Here is a 13,851-nt window from a genome sequence, read left to right as displayed (position 1 = left end):
CTCATAACCCGAAGGTCGCAGGTTCAAGTCCTGCCCCCGCAACCAAATGGTCCCGTGGTGTAGCGGTTAACATGCCTGCCTGTCACGCAGGAGATCGCCGGTTCGATCCCGGTCGGGACCGCCATTTTTTAAAAATTAAATTGTGGGTTTGTAGCTCAGTTGGTAGAGCATTAGATTGAAGCTCTAAGTGTCGGCGGTTCGATTCCGTCCAAACCCACCATATTTTTGCCGGTGTAGCTCAGTTGGTAGAGCAACTGACTTGTAATCAGTAGGTCGAGGGTTCGACTCCTTTCGCCGGCACCATTACCTGGAGGGGTAGCGAAGTGGCTAAACGCGGCGGACTGTAAATCCGCTCCTTAGGGTTCGGCGGTTCGAATCCGTCCCCCTCCACCATCCTTTTGATAGGGGCATAGTTTAAAGGTAGAACTACGGTCTCCAAAACCGTCAGTGTGGGTTCGATTCCTACTGCCCCTGCCAAATAACTTATAAATACTTAAAATAATATAGTGGCGGTTGTGGCGAAGTGGTTAACGCACCTGATTGTGGTTCAGGCATTCGTGGGTTCGATTCCCATCAGTCGCCCCATTTTTATTTAGGTTTAAGTATTAAAATTATATTATAGTGGCGGTTGTGGCGAAGTGGTTAACGCACCTGATTGTGGTTCAGGCATTCGTGGGTTCGATTCCCATCAGTCGCCCCATTCTATATAAAATTTAAATATTTGGGGTATAGCCAAGCGGTAAGGCAACGGATTTTGATTCCGTCATGCCCTGGTTCGAATCCAGGTACCCCAGCCATTTTTTTATTTGCGGAAGTAGTTCAGTGGTAGAACACCACCTTGCCAAGGTGGGGGTCGCGAGTTCGAACCTCGTCTTCCGCTCCAAATATGGCGGCATAGCCAAGTGGTAAGGCACAGGTCTGCAACACCTTTATCACCGGTTCAAATCCGGTTGCCGCCTCCATATTTTATTAAATCGGAAAACCCGATTTTTTTTTACCTTATTTTGCCGAGTTGGTGGAATGGCAGACACGACGGACTCAAAATCCGTTGCCGCGAGGCGTGTGGGTTCAAGTCCCACACTCGGTATCTAAAAAAAGACTTCACAGTTCATACTGTGAGGTCTTTTTTTATTTTTATAATCGATATATAAAGTCCCATAATCTTTTTAAAGAGCATAGAATAGATTATAGAATCCGACTTCAACAGTGTTATTTATAATTGAAATTAGGAAAGAATATATTTATAAATTCTTTTATATGATAATGAGAAAAATGAAGTCTGCGTACGGAATATTGGGAAATTAGTATTGGAGAATATTATATTATATACAAAGAAAATTAGTATTTTTTCCAGAAAATCCTGCACGTTTTTTCTGGCGTATTAAAATTATTTACTATAAAATTAACATAGTGATGTTAGGAATGAATTTAAAAAAACGTATTTTATTTAAGTGATCTATAAATTATGGAATATAGCGAGGAAGTAGGGAATTAAATAAATGAATGTAGCAACAAACTTTAAATGGATTGAAGCGGCGAACTATGATGAGATGAGTAAAATTGCCGCAACAATTTTTATAGACCAACTGAAAAAGAATAGTGAAACGGTATTAGGATTGGCTACTGGAGGTACTCCTGAAGGTTTTTATAAAGAGCTGGTAGCAGCATACAAAGCAGGCGAGGTCTCTTTTGCACAGGCCAAGTCCTTTAATTTGGATGAATATATCGGCATTAATCCGGCAAATGAATCGAGCTACCATTATTATATGGATCATCATCTGTTTAATCATATCGATATGAAACAGGTAAATATTAATTTACCTGCAGGCAATAAATCAAATTTAGAAAAGGCCGCTGCTGAATATGATGCGATGATTAAGGCAGCAGGAAATATTGATATCCAGCTTTTGGGAATTGGTGTGAATGGACATATTGGTTTTAATGAGCCGGGAACTCCCTTCGATTTAGGTACAAATATTGTAGAGCTTGCACAGTCTACACGTGAAGCGAACCAAGTTTATTTTGATTCAATTGATGATGTGCCGACACATGCTATTACAATGGGTATCAAAACAATTTTGAGTTCTAAAAAGATTGTATTATTAATTTCGGGTGCATCAAAACAAGAGGCCTTTGATCGTTTGCGCAGTGGGATAGTAACAGAAGACTTCCCTGCAAGCGCTCTGCACAACCATCAGGATGTGACCGTTATTTATACAGATGTAAAATAAAATAAAGGAGTGCATACAATATGCACTCCTTTTTATATTATTTCATCGTTGAAATAAATACCCCAGCAATAACAGCAATCCCACCGATTACTTGTGCAAGCAGGAGTTGCTCATTTAAAAACAGCACGGCAAAGATTGTAGCGAATAGTGGAATGAAGTTCAAATAGATTCCGGCTTTGTTTGCACCTAAGGAGACAACTCCAGTGTTCCAGCTTAAAAAGGCAACAATTGAAGCAATGATCCCTACATAAATAATCGCCCCCATTGTCGAAGCGTTCCATACGATTGCTTGTGACGTTGTCAGTTGTTCATATACTGCAAACGGGAGTAACATAATGGCACCGATTACGATCGTCACTAAAAATGTAGAGTATCCGGGCAGTTTACCAGCGTACTTTTTAATGAGTAATGAGTAGACACTCCAGCACACTACCGCAACTAATACGATTAAGTCTCCTTTGTTAAATGAAAATGAAAACAGGCTTTGTAATGAACCCCCAGATATAATAAAGAGCACTCCGGCTAAAGACAGCAGCGTGCCGAGCAGTTGAAATTTTGTTAAACGTTCTTTTAAAAAGATGAAGCTCAGTATGTATATAATAATTGGTGTTGATGAATTCATTAATGATGCATTAATGGATGTCGTATAATGCAAGCCGATATAAACGAGCGTATTGAATGCAGCAACTCCTGTAAGTGCTAAAACAATGACGACACCCCAATGCTGTCTCAGTGCAGACCATTCTTTTTTCGTACGTTGGTAAGCGATAGGGAAAAATACGAGAAAGGCGACTATCCATCGCAAAAAAGCAAGAGTAATCGGAGGAATATCTCCAGAAACAGCGCGTCCAATTACAAAGTTACCGCCCCATAATAAAGTAGCTAAAATGAGCAGTAGCGGTGGTGGAAATTTCATTATTGTACATCTCCTTATATTGGAAAAATGATTTTATCTATTATAGGGACAACCCCATGGAATTTGCAATGCGCTTTACATAAAACGCTATGATACAATAGCGACAGAAGTAAAAGGAGGTCATTAACATGAAAATTCGACCAGCAAGATTACAGCATGGCGATACTGTAGGATTAGTTAATTTAAGCAGTCCGCTTAAGACAGAATCATTAGGTGATAAATTAGCGCTTTTAGAAGAGCTTGGTTTAAAAAATAAGCTTGGTAATACGGTACAGGATTATGAAGGCTATTTGGCAGGTTCCGATGAGGAGCGAATTAAAGATTTCCACCAGATGATTGTCGATCCGGAAGTGAAGGCAGTCTTTTTAGTGACGGGCGGCTATGGGGTCTCAAGAATTATCGATAAAATAAGTTACCCATTAATCGAGGACAATCCAAAAATTATTTGGGGCTTTTCCGATGTGACGGCTTTACATACTCAAGTAAACGAGTTTGCAAATTTAGTGACATTCCATGGCCCGATGATGTCCAGTCCAAAAGGGGAGCTGGATACTCTTTCTAAAAAGATGTTCCAACAGCTTTTCCAACCGATTGAAATTCAGTATACGGAAAGCATTTCTCCTCTTACAACAGTTGTACCGGGAGTTGTACGCGGAGAATTGACAGGCGGAAATTTAAACCGTATTGTCAGTACGCTAGGAACTAAATTTGAGATTGATGTACGTAATAAAATTTTACTTCTTGAAGACATAGGGGAAACAATTGAGCAAATTGATTTAATGCTGAACCAGTTGCGTCTTTCAAGAAAGCTGGAGCTTGCAGCAGGTTTTGCTATAGCAGATTTTAATATGCCGGATGATACATATAGCTATGAAGATGTATTGAAGGTAATAGAAGGGTATTTGAAGCCGTTTAACAAACCTGTATTAGCTGGTTTCAAAATTGGCCACTGCGAACCTAATATTGCGATTCCATTAGGTGTGGAAGTAATTTTGGATGCAGATGAAAAAGCATTAAGAATTTTACCAGGTGTAGAGTAAGAATTATATATAATTAAAAGCAAAGACACCTTTTCACAAATGTGAGCAGGTGTCTTTTAATAACGAGCGAGCAAAATTACTCTATAGTTTGTGTTAGCCTTTACTATGGTTGGTTATGAGTTAAAGGTAACATTGTAAACGGTAAAGAGTTATTGGTTTCACCAGTTGTTGGGAATGCCGAAGCATAATCGCTCGTTATTACCTAGTTTGGAGTCTCACCGCCCTAGGTTTAGAAATAATTGCTGTCATCAAATTCAATTTCAATTTGATAGTTTTTGGCATTAATTAAGTTGGAAAGGCGATGTGCCTCTTTTTCAAGCTCGTTTGCACGGTTTCGATATGTCATTGGATCATACAATGCTACGCGGTAAAGCATAGCATCACCGGAATTGTGGTAAAATGCTTCTTTTTCTTCTGAACCAAGGTTTTTACAAAATTGTGCTTCTGCGCGTAATTGGCTCGCCAGTTCAATCGCTTCGACAATTGGCATTTCCTCATCTTTAAATACAACCGTATTGTCGATGTTAGCTCGGTAGATTAGGGCATCAAGCTTACGTGAATCATAACGAAGCTCTTTTAGCTCTGCTTCAAGCATTTCAAGAGAATAGTCAGGTGTTTTTGGCTGTTCACCTTTCTCGATAATGACATGTGTTAATGAATGCACTTGCATTGTTCGTTCCTGTATTCTTTTCGTAATGATACTTTTCAGTTTTACTGCCTCAGCTAAGTTAATACTCAAATGATTCCACTCCTTAAAAATGAACTTTTGAATTTTCCTTTGATAGAATATGTACTTCATATTCGCCACCGCTAATTTGTGTAAACATGTTTCCTGCACTGCTCAATAGTTTAGTTGCTTCTTCTTCACTTAAGGAAGGGCGTAAATAAAAGATTTGCAGCGCATTTGTCGTAGCTTCTGTTACGGCCGTCCTTTTTGAATCAACAAAGGGACTGCCGAATGGGCCGAGCGCATCTTTTGAATGGATGATATTTTCCAATGAATTAAACCGTCCATTGATCCCCTCGTAGCCTGTCGATGCATTACCAACTTCGATTTCCACGTCCCCTTTAATAACATCTAAATCATATATGCCAACAGGAATCTCGTATTGCAGTGAAAAGAAGTTGTTTAAATCAACAGCCGAATGGAACGGTGCTAAATATTGCTGTTTAGCGATACGTCGCATTAAACTTTCGGCAGAGTGACGGTAACGGTTCGGATCACCGCCGAAAGCCTTCCAAAGCTGGCGCCACTCTTTAATGCCAGGTCGTTCTGTCACAGGTGTTTCCTGTAATTCCAAAAATAGATTTTCCTGATAAAGTTGTGTACGTCCTTTAATCATTTGAGGAGATTCTTCAACGATAATTTTGCTATAATGGATAAGGCCAATTTTTAATTGTTCATTTACAGAAAAAAGAGCTTCATTTATTGAAATAGTCATGTAGAACACCTTCTTACATTGTTTTTAATGGAATAAATACTAAAATATGTAATGTGAAATAAATTTATATTTATTGTACCATTTGAAAGGAGCATGTGAAATGAAAGTACATCAACTTCAAGAAGATTTAGTGAAATATGCAGCATCCATTGGTGTTGATAAAATCGGATTTACAACCGCTGCTCCGTTTCATGAATTAAAGAATCGTCTACGTCGTCAGCAACAATTAGCATACCAATCAGGCTTTGAAGAAGCAAATGTAGAGCTGCGTACAGAGCCTTTAAAATTATTAGATGAAGCAGAAAGTATTATTGCGATTGCGATTGCGTATCCTTCACGCATGCAAGATGCCCCGCAAGGAAAGAAAGGGGAGCGTCGCGGCATTTTTTGCCGTGCTTCATGGGGAATTGATTATCATACAGCAGTTCGTGAACGTCTGCAGCTCATTGAAGCTTGGCTGCAGGAACGTGTGCCGAATGTAAAGGTAAAATCGATGGTAGATACCGGGGAACTGGTAGATCGTGCGGTTGCAGAACGAGCAGGAATCGGCTGGAGCGCCAAAAATTGCTCTATCATTACACCTGAATTTGGTTCGTACGTCTATTTAGGCGAAATCATCACGAATATCCCGTTTGCTCCAGATACACCGATGGAAGATGAATGCGGGGACTGTACATTATGTATTGATGTATGTCCAACAGGAGCAATCGTTGCACCAGGGCAGCTGAATTCACAGCGTTGCATAGCTTTTTTAACTCAGACGAAAGGATTTTTGCCCGATGAGTTTCGTGCCAAAATCGGAAACCGTTTGTATGGCTGTGATACATGCCAGACAGTGTGTCCGAAAAATAAAGGAAAGCTAAACAGGATTCATGATGAATTCACGCCGGATCCTGAAATCGCAAAACCGTTACTTCAGCCGCTTTTATCGATTTCCAATAAGGAATTTAAAGCAAAGTTTGGACATGTATCCGGCTCATGGCGCGGCAAAAAGCCGATTCAGCGCAATGCCATTTTAGCGCTTGCCCACTTTAAAGAAGAAGCGGCAATGCCTGACTTAGTTCAAGTATTGCAAGAAGATGAACGCCCTGTATTAAGAGGGACGGCTGCATGGGCAATCGGAAAAATTGGAACAGATGGGGCAGAGGACATTTTATTGGCTGCCAGAAAAACAGAGCAGGATGAAGAAGTGCTGGCCGAGATTGAAAAAGGGCTGGCAATGTTAAATCATTAAGAGAGAAGGATCAGAAGTGCCAAACCATATTGTATTATATCAACCAGAAATCCCAGCAAATACAGGCAACATTGCCCGCACTTGTGCTGGAACGAATACATCATTACATTTAATCCGTCCATTAGGTTTTTCAACAGATGACAAAATGTTAAAGCGTGCTGGATTGGATTATTGGGAACATGTGAATGTCGTATACCATGATTCTTTAGAAGATTTTATCGAGTACAGTAAAGATGGCGATGTTTATTTAATTGAAACATATAGTGATGAGCCATTTACGACACATGATTTCAGAAATTCAGAACGTGACCTGTACTTTATGTTCGGAAGAGAAACGACAGGCTTGCCGAAAGAATTTGCAAAAGAACGTGCCGATATGTGTCTGCGCATACCGCAAAGCGACCATATCCGCTCGCTGAATTTATCAAATACAGCGGCAATTGTGATTTACGAAGTACTAAGACAACAAAACTATCCAGGTTTAAAATAAAACAAGGCAAGAAGCGACTGATGCTTCTTGCCTTGTTATTATTTCATCTTCGTTTTTATCACTTGCTCAAGCTTTGCCTGGATATTGTCGTGTTCGGATAATGTGAGGCGGATGAAGCTTTCATCCATATCGAATGCTTCGGATAAAAAACCTCCAAGTCCGCGTGCACGTCGATCTACCTGCAATAAAATTTCGACTGAGTTTGGTGATTGATGTAAAAAGACAACTTCAAGTTCGTCTAGATACCGGCGATAAGTGTTGTTTGTTGGTGTAAACTCAAATTCCTGGACAATCGGTGTTTGGCGGCGTAAATAAGAAGGGGCTTGTTCGTTATCTACTTTACGCAACCGGAAACCCATGTTTTGAATCGCTGTTAACACACCATTCGCAAGACGGGTCGGCTGAATCTCGATAAAGTCTTTATCTTTAGGGTCTACCGCATTTTTAATATCTAAGCCGGTTTGAATCCATACACGCGAGTTGCCCGTCGTTACCGGAACAACAGGGGGCAGGGCGAATGAAAATGGGATTTGGCGTTTTTCTTCTGCCTGAATTGTAAATGGCTCATTTAATTTGTATTTGTGCAGCACCGCTACATCTTTAATCTTTTTATCATCAATTTCGCGGATAAAGTTTGTATGAAGTGTTAGATAGATTGCATCAACCTGCTGTTCCGTGCTACCCCCGATGATTTCGACAACACCTGAAATATTTTCATTTAACGTGTAAGTAGATTTGTGCAATTTTGTATCAACTTTTGCTGCTCCTATACCAACACTTGCTAAAACTTTATTAAATAGTGACAAATGAATTCCTCCGTTTATTGTAATTAGTTATGTATACGTAGGACAGAAAAGAAAGTTTCAAAAAGAGCCCGAAAAATTTTTCGGGCTCTTGCTTTAGGTTACCGGTAATTATTCACCGTCTAATGTAAATACGATGCGTAAACCGTTTGGATCGACTGTTGAGAATAACTGAGTACCACCGTGTGATGGTGCTTCTGCAAAGTTTTCAACGATGAATCCGTTATTTGTCAGGCTTTGTTTTACTTCTTCAGCATATTGCGCATCCTTTAACACGACAGTAAAGGATTTTAAGCCAACCATATCGTACGTTGGAGCATGGCCGTTGTTGCTGTTCCAAGTGTTTAATCCGAAATGGTGGTGGTATTTTCCTGTTGATACGAACAATGCCTGTGCACCGTAACGAGTCACAACATTATAATCTAATACATTTGTATAAAACTGCTCCGATTTGTCCAGATTTACTACGGATAAGTGTACGTGCCCCATAACAGTGTCAGCAGGCAAACCGTTCCAGTTGCCGTCTGCAGCTGCTAAGATCGGCTGGAAATTCAGCTGTTCTGTCACCATATGCACTTGTTCGTCCTGATTCCAAGTCCATTCCGATTCATGACGATCGATATAAATTTCGATTCCGTTTCCATCCGGATCGTTCAAGTAAAGCGCTTCTGAAACATCATGGTCTGCAGCACCGAGACGAATATTCATGTTAACAAAATGCTGTACGATGTTTCCTAAGTCCTTGCGAGAGGGTAATAGTAATGCTAAGTGGTATAAACCTGCAAAGCCTTGTTTAAGTGGCTGCGCATTTTGTACTTCGACTAGTGATACTAAGCTTGTTTGTCCGTCTGCTGTTAAGTATGCTTCCGTTTCTGTTTGCTGTAATACTTTAAAGCCGATAACCGTTGTGTAGTATTCGATCGAACGTACTAAGTTAGAAACCTTTAATTGAACATGAGCTGGGTATAGATTAGGTTTTTTATGAAAATGTGTAGCCATAATATATGAACTCCCTTAATGGTTATTTTTTATAATCAACTTACTTTATGTAACTAATATAAAATATGCGACAATAAAAGTCAAATGAAAAAGACAATCGCTACTCGACGATTGTCCTTTACTGGAAAGCTAGTGGAATTATCTTTCTTTTGGGAATGGTTTGCTATCATAGCCAGCTGTGAAAATAGCGATTAAAAATGATATGCTGACACCAAGAATTAAAAGTAATTTCATGGAAGAATCCTCCTCATGTTTTAATTATCTCTTTTTTCAGTATAGCATAAATTATTTGAATGAATACTTTATTTATGACAGAAATCAGTCAAAATTGGAAAAAAATAATACTAAATTAATTTGGAGGGATTTATATGAAAAGAGAAGAAATCGTTAATGGAAATATGGCGAATACGATGGATGAGCTGAAAATTCTCGGGAAGCAAATGGAGAATTTAAGAGATGGAGGACAACTGGAAGAAGCGGAACGCATTTCAGATCCGCAGCAATATGATGATGAAGAGGATGAAGGGAAATAAATAAATGTGCACTGAAATTTACGTTTCAGTGCACATTTTTTTTTCGTTAAATTTGAACCTTATAGTCTTTTAATTGTTCTCGTAATGTTGCTTTTAAAAATTTGCCGACAGAAGTTTTTGGAATTTCATTTAAAAATACGACATCATCCGGAAGCCACCATTTTGCAAAGTCCAGTTCGATTGACTCGATAAGCTCTTCTTTAGAGGCCGTTGCACCTTCTTTTAAAACGACACATGCCAGCGGACGCTCTTGCCACTTCGGATGGGGAACTGCAATTACGGCTGCCTCGAAAACAGCAGGATGTGACATAAGGGCATTTTCCAGATCAACGGACGAAATCCATTCTCCGCCGGATTTGATAAGATCCTTTGTACGATCGGTAAGTTTGATATAGCCTTCTTTTGTGTAGACCGCAATGTCACCTGTATAAAGCCAGCCATCTCGGAATGCTTCATTCGTCCGTTCATCGTTGTAGTATTCAGAGGCAATCCATGGACCGCGGACACGCAGTTCACCCATTGTTTTGCCATCCCATGGAACCGGGCCATTTTCATTCACAACTTCTGTTTCAATTAGCGAAACTGTCAAACCTTGAGAAACGCGGATATTTAACTGTTCATCTGCTGTATAGTCGTTCATATCGCTTGTTAGATGCGACATACTAACAAGTGGTGAAGTTTCCGTCATACCATAGGCGTTGATATACGGAACATCAAGTTTTTCATTGTAAGCTTGAATTAAGCCTTTTGGTGATGCGGAGCCACCTGAAATAATTAAACGGACAGATGAAAGGTCACGTGGATTTTTTTCCTGTTCAACCAGTGCGCCTAGCCAAATTGTAGGGACACCTGCTGTAATTGTGACCTTTTCTTGTTCAATCAAGTCCAGTATTAAACTTGGTGTCATCATTGGTCCTGGCAAAACGATATTGGAGCCGAAATTCAATGCAGCAAACGGGAAGCCCCATGCATTTGCATGGAACATCGGCACAACAGGAAGGGCAGTGTCACTTTCTTTTACTGCAAAGGATTCAGCTAGACCAAGTGCCAGGCTGTGAAGCACGATGCTTCGATGTGTATAGACGACACCTTTTGGCATACCTGTCGTTGCAGAAGTATAGCACATCCCAGCTGGCAGATTTTCGTCCAGATCAGTCGGGAACTCGTAATTTTCATCCGCTTCCTGTAGAAGCTGTTCGTAGCTGTATACATTCGGGAAACTGGATTGTGGAGCGCTTAATTCATCACCCATGACGATAATATGTTTAACCGTTTTCAAGTGGCCAAGAGCAGGTTCGACTAACGGGAATAAGTCGCTATCAATCAATAAAATTTCATCTTCGGCATGATTGATAATATAAACAATATGTTCAGGGGCAAGGCGGATGTTAATCGTGTGTAAAATCGCACCGCCGCATGGAATCGCAAAATACGCTTCTAGGTGACGATGATGATTCCAGGCAAATGTGCCGACTTTTGTACCACGCTTCATCCCGAGCTTTGTCAGGGCATCCGCTAATCGGTGCGTTCTTTTTACATAGTCATTGAATGTAATGCGATGTGTTTTAGTGGGGCTTGTACGAGAGATGATTTGTTTGTTCGGGAAGTACCGCTGTGCACGCTTTAAAAATCCAGTCAAAACTAGTTGTGTATCCATCATAGTTTTTCAGCTCCTCAATGAGAATATATTATTATATATACTCCTGAAGTTGGAGGATTATTCTGTAAATAGTAATATACTAGATAACAAGTTCACAAGACTGTATATATTAACAAATACTAGCAATTAATAAACGATGAATAATTAGAATGTTATAATAAAGACAATCAAATTTAAGAGGTGAACAATATGAACTTACAATCAACGAAAAAGTTAATGAATGGCGCAGAAATGCCTTATTTAGGTTTAGGGGTTTATAAAATGACAGATCGTGATGAAACACTTCAAGCGATTGAAACAGCGCTAGATTTAGGCTACCGTGCAATTGATACAGCCGCGCTTTATTACAATGAAGAAGAAGTAGGGGAAGCAATTCGCCATTCTTCTGTACCGCGCGAGGACATCTTTGTTACAACAAAAGTTTGGAATAGCGACCAAGGGTATGACAATACATTACGTGCATTTGAAACATCATTGAAAAAGCTTGATATGGATTATGTGGACCTTTATTTAACACATTGGCCGGTTGAGGATAAATATGTAGATACGTACCGTGCAATTGAGCGCTTGTATAATGAGAAGCTTATCCGTGTACCTGGGGTATCCAATCATCATGAACATCATTTGAAAAAAATCATGGCAACTTGCAATGAAGCGCCAATGGTCAACCAAATCGAAGCACATCCGTATTTGTCCCAAGAACCGCTGCGCACATTTTGTGAACAGCAGCAGATTGCTGTAACAGCGTGGTCACCGCTAGGCCGCGGAAATGTTTTAAACGATGAAACGATTATTCGTATTGCAAATGAATATAATGTATCACCGGCACAAATCATTTTACGTTGGCATTTACAAAATGATGTCATCATCATTCCGAAATCTGTTACTGCTTCACGTATTAAAGAAAATAGTGAACTATATCATTTCGAATTAACAAATGAAACAATGCAGCAGTTAAATGCATTGAATCGCAATGAACGATTCGGGAAAGATCCGGATAATTTCAGTTTTGATTTCTAACATCCTTTTTACTTAGGGGGAGTGAAACTGTGTTTAAAAAATTTTCACCGAGTTTGTTTTTCTCAATGTCAGCAGTAACGGTTATAGTTGTTGCACCATTTTTTATGATATTCCATCCGATTTTTCAAAATGAGTTTTTTCAGTTTAATAAGTCGTCCGCTACATTTATTCCAAACCCTATTAATTTTAGACTTGTACTTGTAACAGGTTTGGTTTTGATTGTGATGTTTTGGCTTTTAGCGTACAGGCGTAATATGAAAGTTTATTTGATCGGTCTGTTACTCTTTATATTGAGTATTGGCATTGGTTATTTATCGACTCAAAATTATTTATTGATTAGCCAGGAACAATTGGAACGTCACTATTTATTTGAGGAACAACAATATCGGTGGGAAGAATTCGATGAAGTTGTTTATGAATATGTGGTAGGCAGTAACAAGGGAGATATCACATTTACAACAAAAACAGGGGATCAGTTTGTTATTAAAGAAAAAGAATTGCACTCAACTGGTAGAAGCTTAATTTATCAACTTTCGCGAGAGAATGAAGTAACCTATATTGAGCGTGAAAAAAGATAAGAAACAGGCGTCCGTAGTTTAATTACGGACGCCTGTTTTTTTAGTTATCTTTAACGATGATTTGCTCGTCTAAAAACGGGTGCATAAATGCTAGTTGAATGGCATGCAGTGCATAATCGCCTGATGCAGTTTCACGTGCACCGTACATTGTATCGCCTACGATCGGGTGACCTAAATGTGCCATATGCACGCGGATTTGGTGAGTACGACCTGTCTCAAGAACAACATGGACAATACATGTGCCTTTATAGCGATTCATTACTTCATAATGTGTCACGGCATGCTGGCCAGTAGGTGACACGACGCGGCGAGTATTGTGATGACGGTCTTTACCGATGGCCGCGTTAATCGTACCGCTGTCAGTACGGAGATTGCCCTGAACTTCTGCAGCATACGTACGGACGATTGTTTTCTCCTCGATCATACGGTCAAAAATAGACTTTGCAATCGGATGCTTTGCGACAAGCAGTAAACCGTTTGTCCCTTGATCGAGACGGTGTACGTGCTCTGCATAGTGTCCGCCGTTGTCCAGAATGTGACGCATTACATGATTCATGCATGTATCATTGTCAGTTGGTTCGTTTGGATGTGTTGCCATCCCTTTAGGCTTTGAAACAATTAGGCAGTGCTCATCTTCATAGCGGATCTTTACATCACAGCTGTCCGTTGGAATATAGTTCGAAGCGGGTATATCAAAAGCAAATTCGATTTTCGTTCCTTTCTCGAATGGCTCCTTCCAAATAACAGGCTCTCCATCGATTGTAACTGCCTTAGCCATACGCAATTCATGAACAAGCTTTTTGCCTAAGCGCCACTTTTCGCGCAGCAGGTCTTCAACGGTTTGTCCGTTTTCGTGAATGATATATGTGAACATTAATTTTCCTCCAAATGAAAAATCGTGCTCG

14 protein-coding genes and 11 tRNA genes are annotated in these 13,851 nt (G+C 39.9%); 18 read left to right on the top strand and 7 right to left on the bottom strand.

Annotated elements, in window-relative coordinates:
* The first annotated feature begins 48 nt into the window (after positions 1-48).
* The 12 genes from M3166_RS13760 (at position 49) to nagB (ending at position 2,231) form a co-directional block, all read left to right on the top strand.
* Positions 49-124, top strand: a tRNA-Asp gene (locus M3166_RS13760).
* A gap of 20 nt (positions 125-144) precedes the next feature.
* Positions 145-220, top strand: a tRNA-Phe gene (locus M3166_RS13755).
* Between the two features lie 7 nt (positions 221-227).
* Positions 228-303, top strand: a tRNA-Thr gene (locus tag M3166_RS13750).
* Positions 304-309: 6 nt separating this feature from the next.
* Positions 310-393, top strand: a tRNA-Tyr gene (locus M3166_RS13745).
* Positions 394-403: 10 nt separating this feature from the next.
* Positions 404-477 (top strand) — tRNA-Trp (locus tag M3166_RS13740).
* Between the two features lie 32 nt (positions 478-509).
* A tRNA-His gene (locus M3166_RS13735) sits at positions 510-585 on the top strand.
* A gap of 39 nt (positions 586-624) precedes the next feature.
* Positions 625-700: transfer RNA gene (locus M3166_RS13730), tRNA-His, on the top strand.
* A gap of 22 nt (positions 701-722) precedes the next feature.
* A tRNA-Gln gene (locus M3166_RS13725) sits at positions 723-797 on the top strand.
* A gap of 11 nt (positions 798-808) precedes the next feature.
* A tRNA-Gly gene (locus tag M3166_RS13720) sits at positions 809-883 on the top strand.
* Between the two features lie 5 nt (positions 884-888).
* A tRNA-Cys gene (locus M3166_RS13715) sits at positions 889-962 on the top strand.
* Between the two features lie 44 nt (positions 963-1,006).
* Positions 1,007-1,087: transfer RNA gene (locus tag M3166_RS13710), tRNA-Leu, on the top strand.
* 412 nt (positions 1,088-1,499) lie between these two features.
* Positions 1,500-2,231, top strand: coding sequence for a glucosamine-6-phosphate deaminase (gene nagB, locus M3166_RS13705; RefSeq protein ID WP_251690446.1), 732 nt, complete (start codon positions 1,500-1,502; stop codon positions 2,229-2,231).
* A 37-nt stretch (positions 2,232-2,268) separates the two neighbouring features.
* Here nagB and M3166_RS13700 read toward each other — a convergent pair whose 3' ends face one another.
* Positions 2,269-3,147 carry a DMT family transporter gene (locus tag M3166_RS13700; protein WP_251690445.1) on the bottom strand — a complete coding sequence of 293 codons (879 nt, stop codon included), beginning with the start codon at positions 3,145-3,147 and terminating at the stop codon, positions 2,269-2,271.
* A gap of 128 nt (positions 3,148-3,275) precedes the next feature.
* Here M3166_RS13700 and M3166_RS13695 point away from each other — a divergent pair, with 128 nt between their 5' ends.
* Entirely contained in the window at positions 3,276-4,187 is a 912-nt protein-coding gene (locus tag M3166_RS13695; RefSeq protein WP_251690444.1) for a S66 peptidase family protein, read from the top strand.
* Between the two features lie 229 nt (positions 4,188-4,416).
* Here the strand turns inward: M3166_RS13695 and M3166_RS13690 are convergent, their stop codons facing one another.
* On the bottom strand, positions 4,417-4,926 hold the full coding sequence (locus M3166_RS13690; RefSeq protein WP_251690443.1) for a DIP1984 family protein: 510 nt from the start codon (positions 4,924-4,926) through the stop codon (positions 4,417-4,419).
* A gap of 13 nt (positions 4,927-4,939) precedes the next feature.
* A complete protein-coding gene (locus tag M3166_RS13685) occupies positions 4,940-5,629 on the bottom strand; it encodes a B3/B4 domain-containing protein (RefSeq protein WP_251690442.1) in 690 nt (229 codons plus the stop codon).
* Between the two features lie 100 nt (positions 5,630-5,729).
* On the opposite strand from M3166_RS13685, the gene queG reads away from it, so the two are divergent.
* The gene (gene queG / locus M3166_RS13680; RefSeq protein ID WP_251690441.1) at positions 5,730-6,863 is read left to right on the top strand and encodes a tRNA epoxyqueuosine(34) reductase QueG; all 1,134 of its coding nucleotides are present in this window, start codon (positions 5,730-5,732) and stop codon (positions 6,861-6,863) included.
* Between the two features lie 16 nt (positions 6,864-6,879).
* Positions 6,880-7,353 carry a tRNA (uridine(34)/cytosine(34)/5-carboxymethylaminomethyluridine(34)-2'-O)-methyltransferase TrmL gene (gene trmL, locus M3166_RS13675; protein WP_251690440.1) on the top strand — a complete coding sequence of 158 codons (474 nt, stop codon included), beginning with the start codon at positions 6,880-6,882 and terminating at the stop codon, positions 7,351-7,353.
* A 38-nt stretch (positions 7,354-7,391) separates the two neighbouring features.
* On the opposite strand, the gene M3166_RS13670 is transcribed toward trmL, so the two are convergent.
* Both M3166_RS13670 and M3166_RS13665 read right to left on the bottom strand, forming a co-directional pair.
* On the bottom strand, positions 7,392-8,159 hold the full coding sequence (locus M3166_RS13670; RefSeq protein ID WP_251690439.1) for a sporulation protein: 768 nt from the start codon (positions 8,157-8,159) through the stop codon (positions 7,392-7,394).
* Positions 8,160-8,267: 108 nt separating this feature from the next.
* Positions 8,268-9,155, bottom strand: coding sequence for a VOC family protein (locus tag M3166_RS13665; RefSeq protein WP_251690438.1), 888 nt, complete (start codon positions 9,153-9,155; stop codon positions 8,268-8,270).
* Positions 9,156-9,523: 368 nt separating this feature from the next.
* On the opposite strand from M3166_RS13665, the gene M3166_RS13660 reads away from it, so the two are divergent.
* The gene (locus tag M3166_RS13660; RefSeq protein ID WP_251690437.1) at positions 9,524-9,688 is read left to right on the top strand and encodes a multidrug ABC transporter ATPase; all 165 of its coding nucleotides are present in this window, start codon (positions 9,524-9,526) and stop codon (positions 9,686-9,688) included.
* A gap of 46 nt (positions 9,689-9,734) precedes the next feature.
* On the opposite strand, the gene M3166_RS13655 is transcribed toward M3166_RS13660, so the two are convergent.
* The gene (locus tag M3166_RS13655) at positions 9,735-11,348 is read right to left on the bottom strand and encodes a long-chain fatty acid--CoA ligase (RefSeq protein WP_251690436.1); all 1,614 of its coding nucleotides are present in this window, start codon (positions 11,346-11,348) and stop codon (positions 9,735-9,737) included.
* 189 nt (positions 11,349-11,537) lie between these two features.
* On the opposite strand from M3166_RS13655, the gene M3166_RS13650 reads away from it, so the two are divergent.
* Positions 11,538-12,368, top strand: a complete 831-nt coding sequence (locus M3166_RS13650; protein ID WP_251690434.1) for an aldo/keto reductase — start codon at positions 11,538-11,540, stop codon at positions 12,366-12,368.
* A 29-nt stretch (positions 12,369-12,397) separates the two neighbouring features.
* Entirely contained in the window at positions 12,398-12,946 is a 549-nt protein-coding gene (locus M3166_RS13645) for an acyl dehydratase (RefSeq protein ID WP_251690432.1), read from the top strand.
* Positions 12,947-12,986: 40 nt separating this feature from the next.
* Here M3166_RS13645 and M3166_RS13640 read toward each other — a convergent pair whose 3' ends face one another.
* A complete protein-coding gene (locus tag M3166_RS13640; RefSeq protein WP_251690430.1) occupies positions 12,987-13,820 on the bottom strand; it encodes an RluA family pseudouridine synthase in 834 nt (277 codons plus the stop codon).
* Between the last annotated feature and the right edge of the window lie 31 nt (positions 13,821-13,851).

It is taken from the genome of Solibacillus isronensis, assembly GCF_023715405.1.
GTDB lineage: Bacteria > Bacillota > Bacilli > Bacillales_A > Planococcaceae > Solibacillus > Solibacillus isronensis_B.
This window is presented reverse-complemented; position numbering and strand designations above follow the sequence as displayed.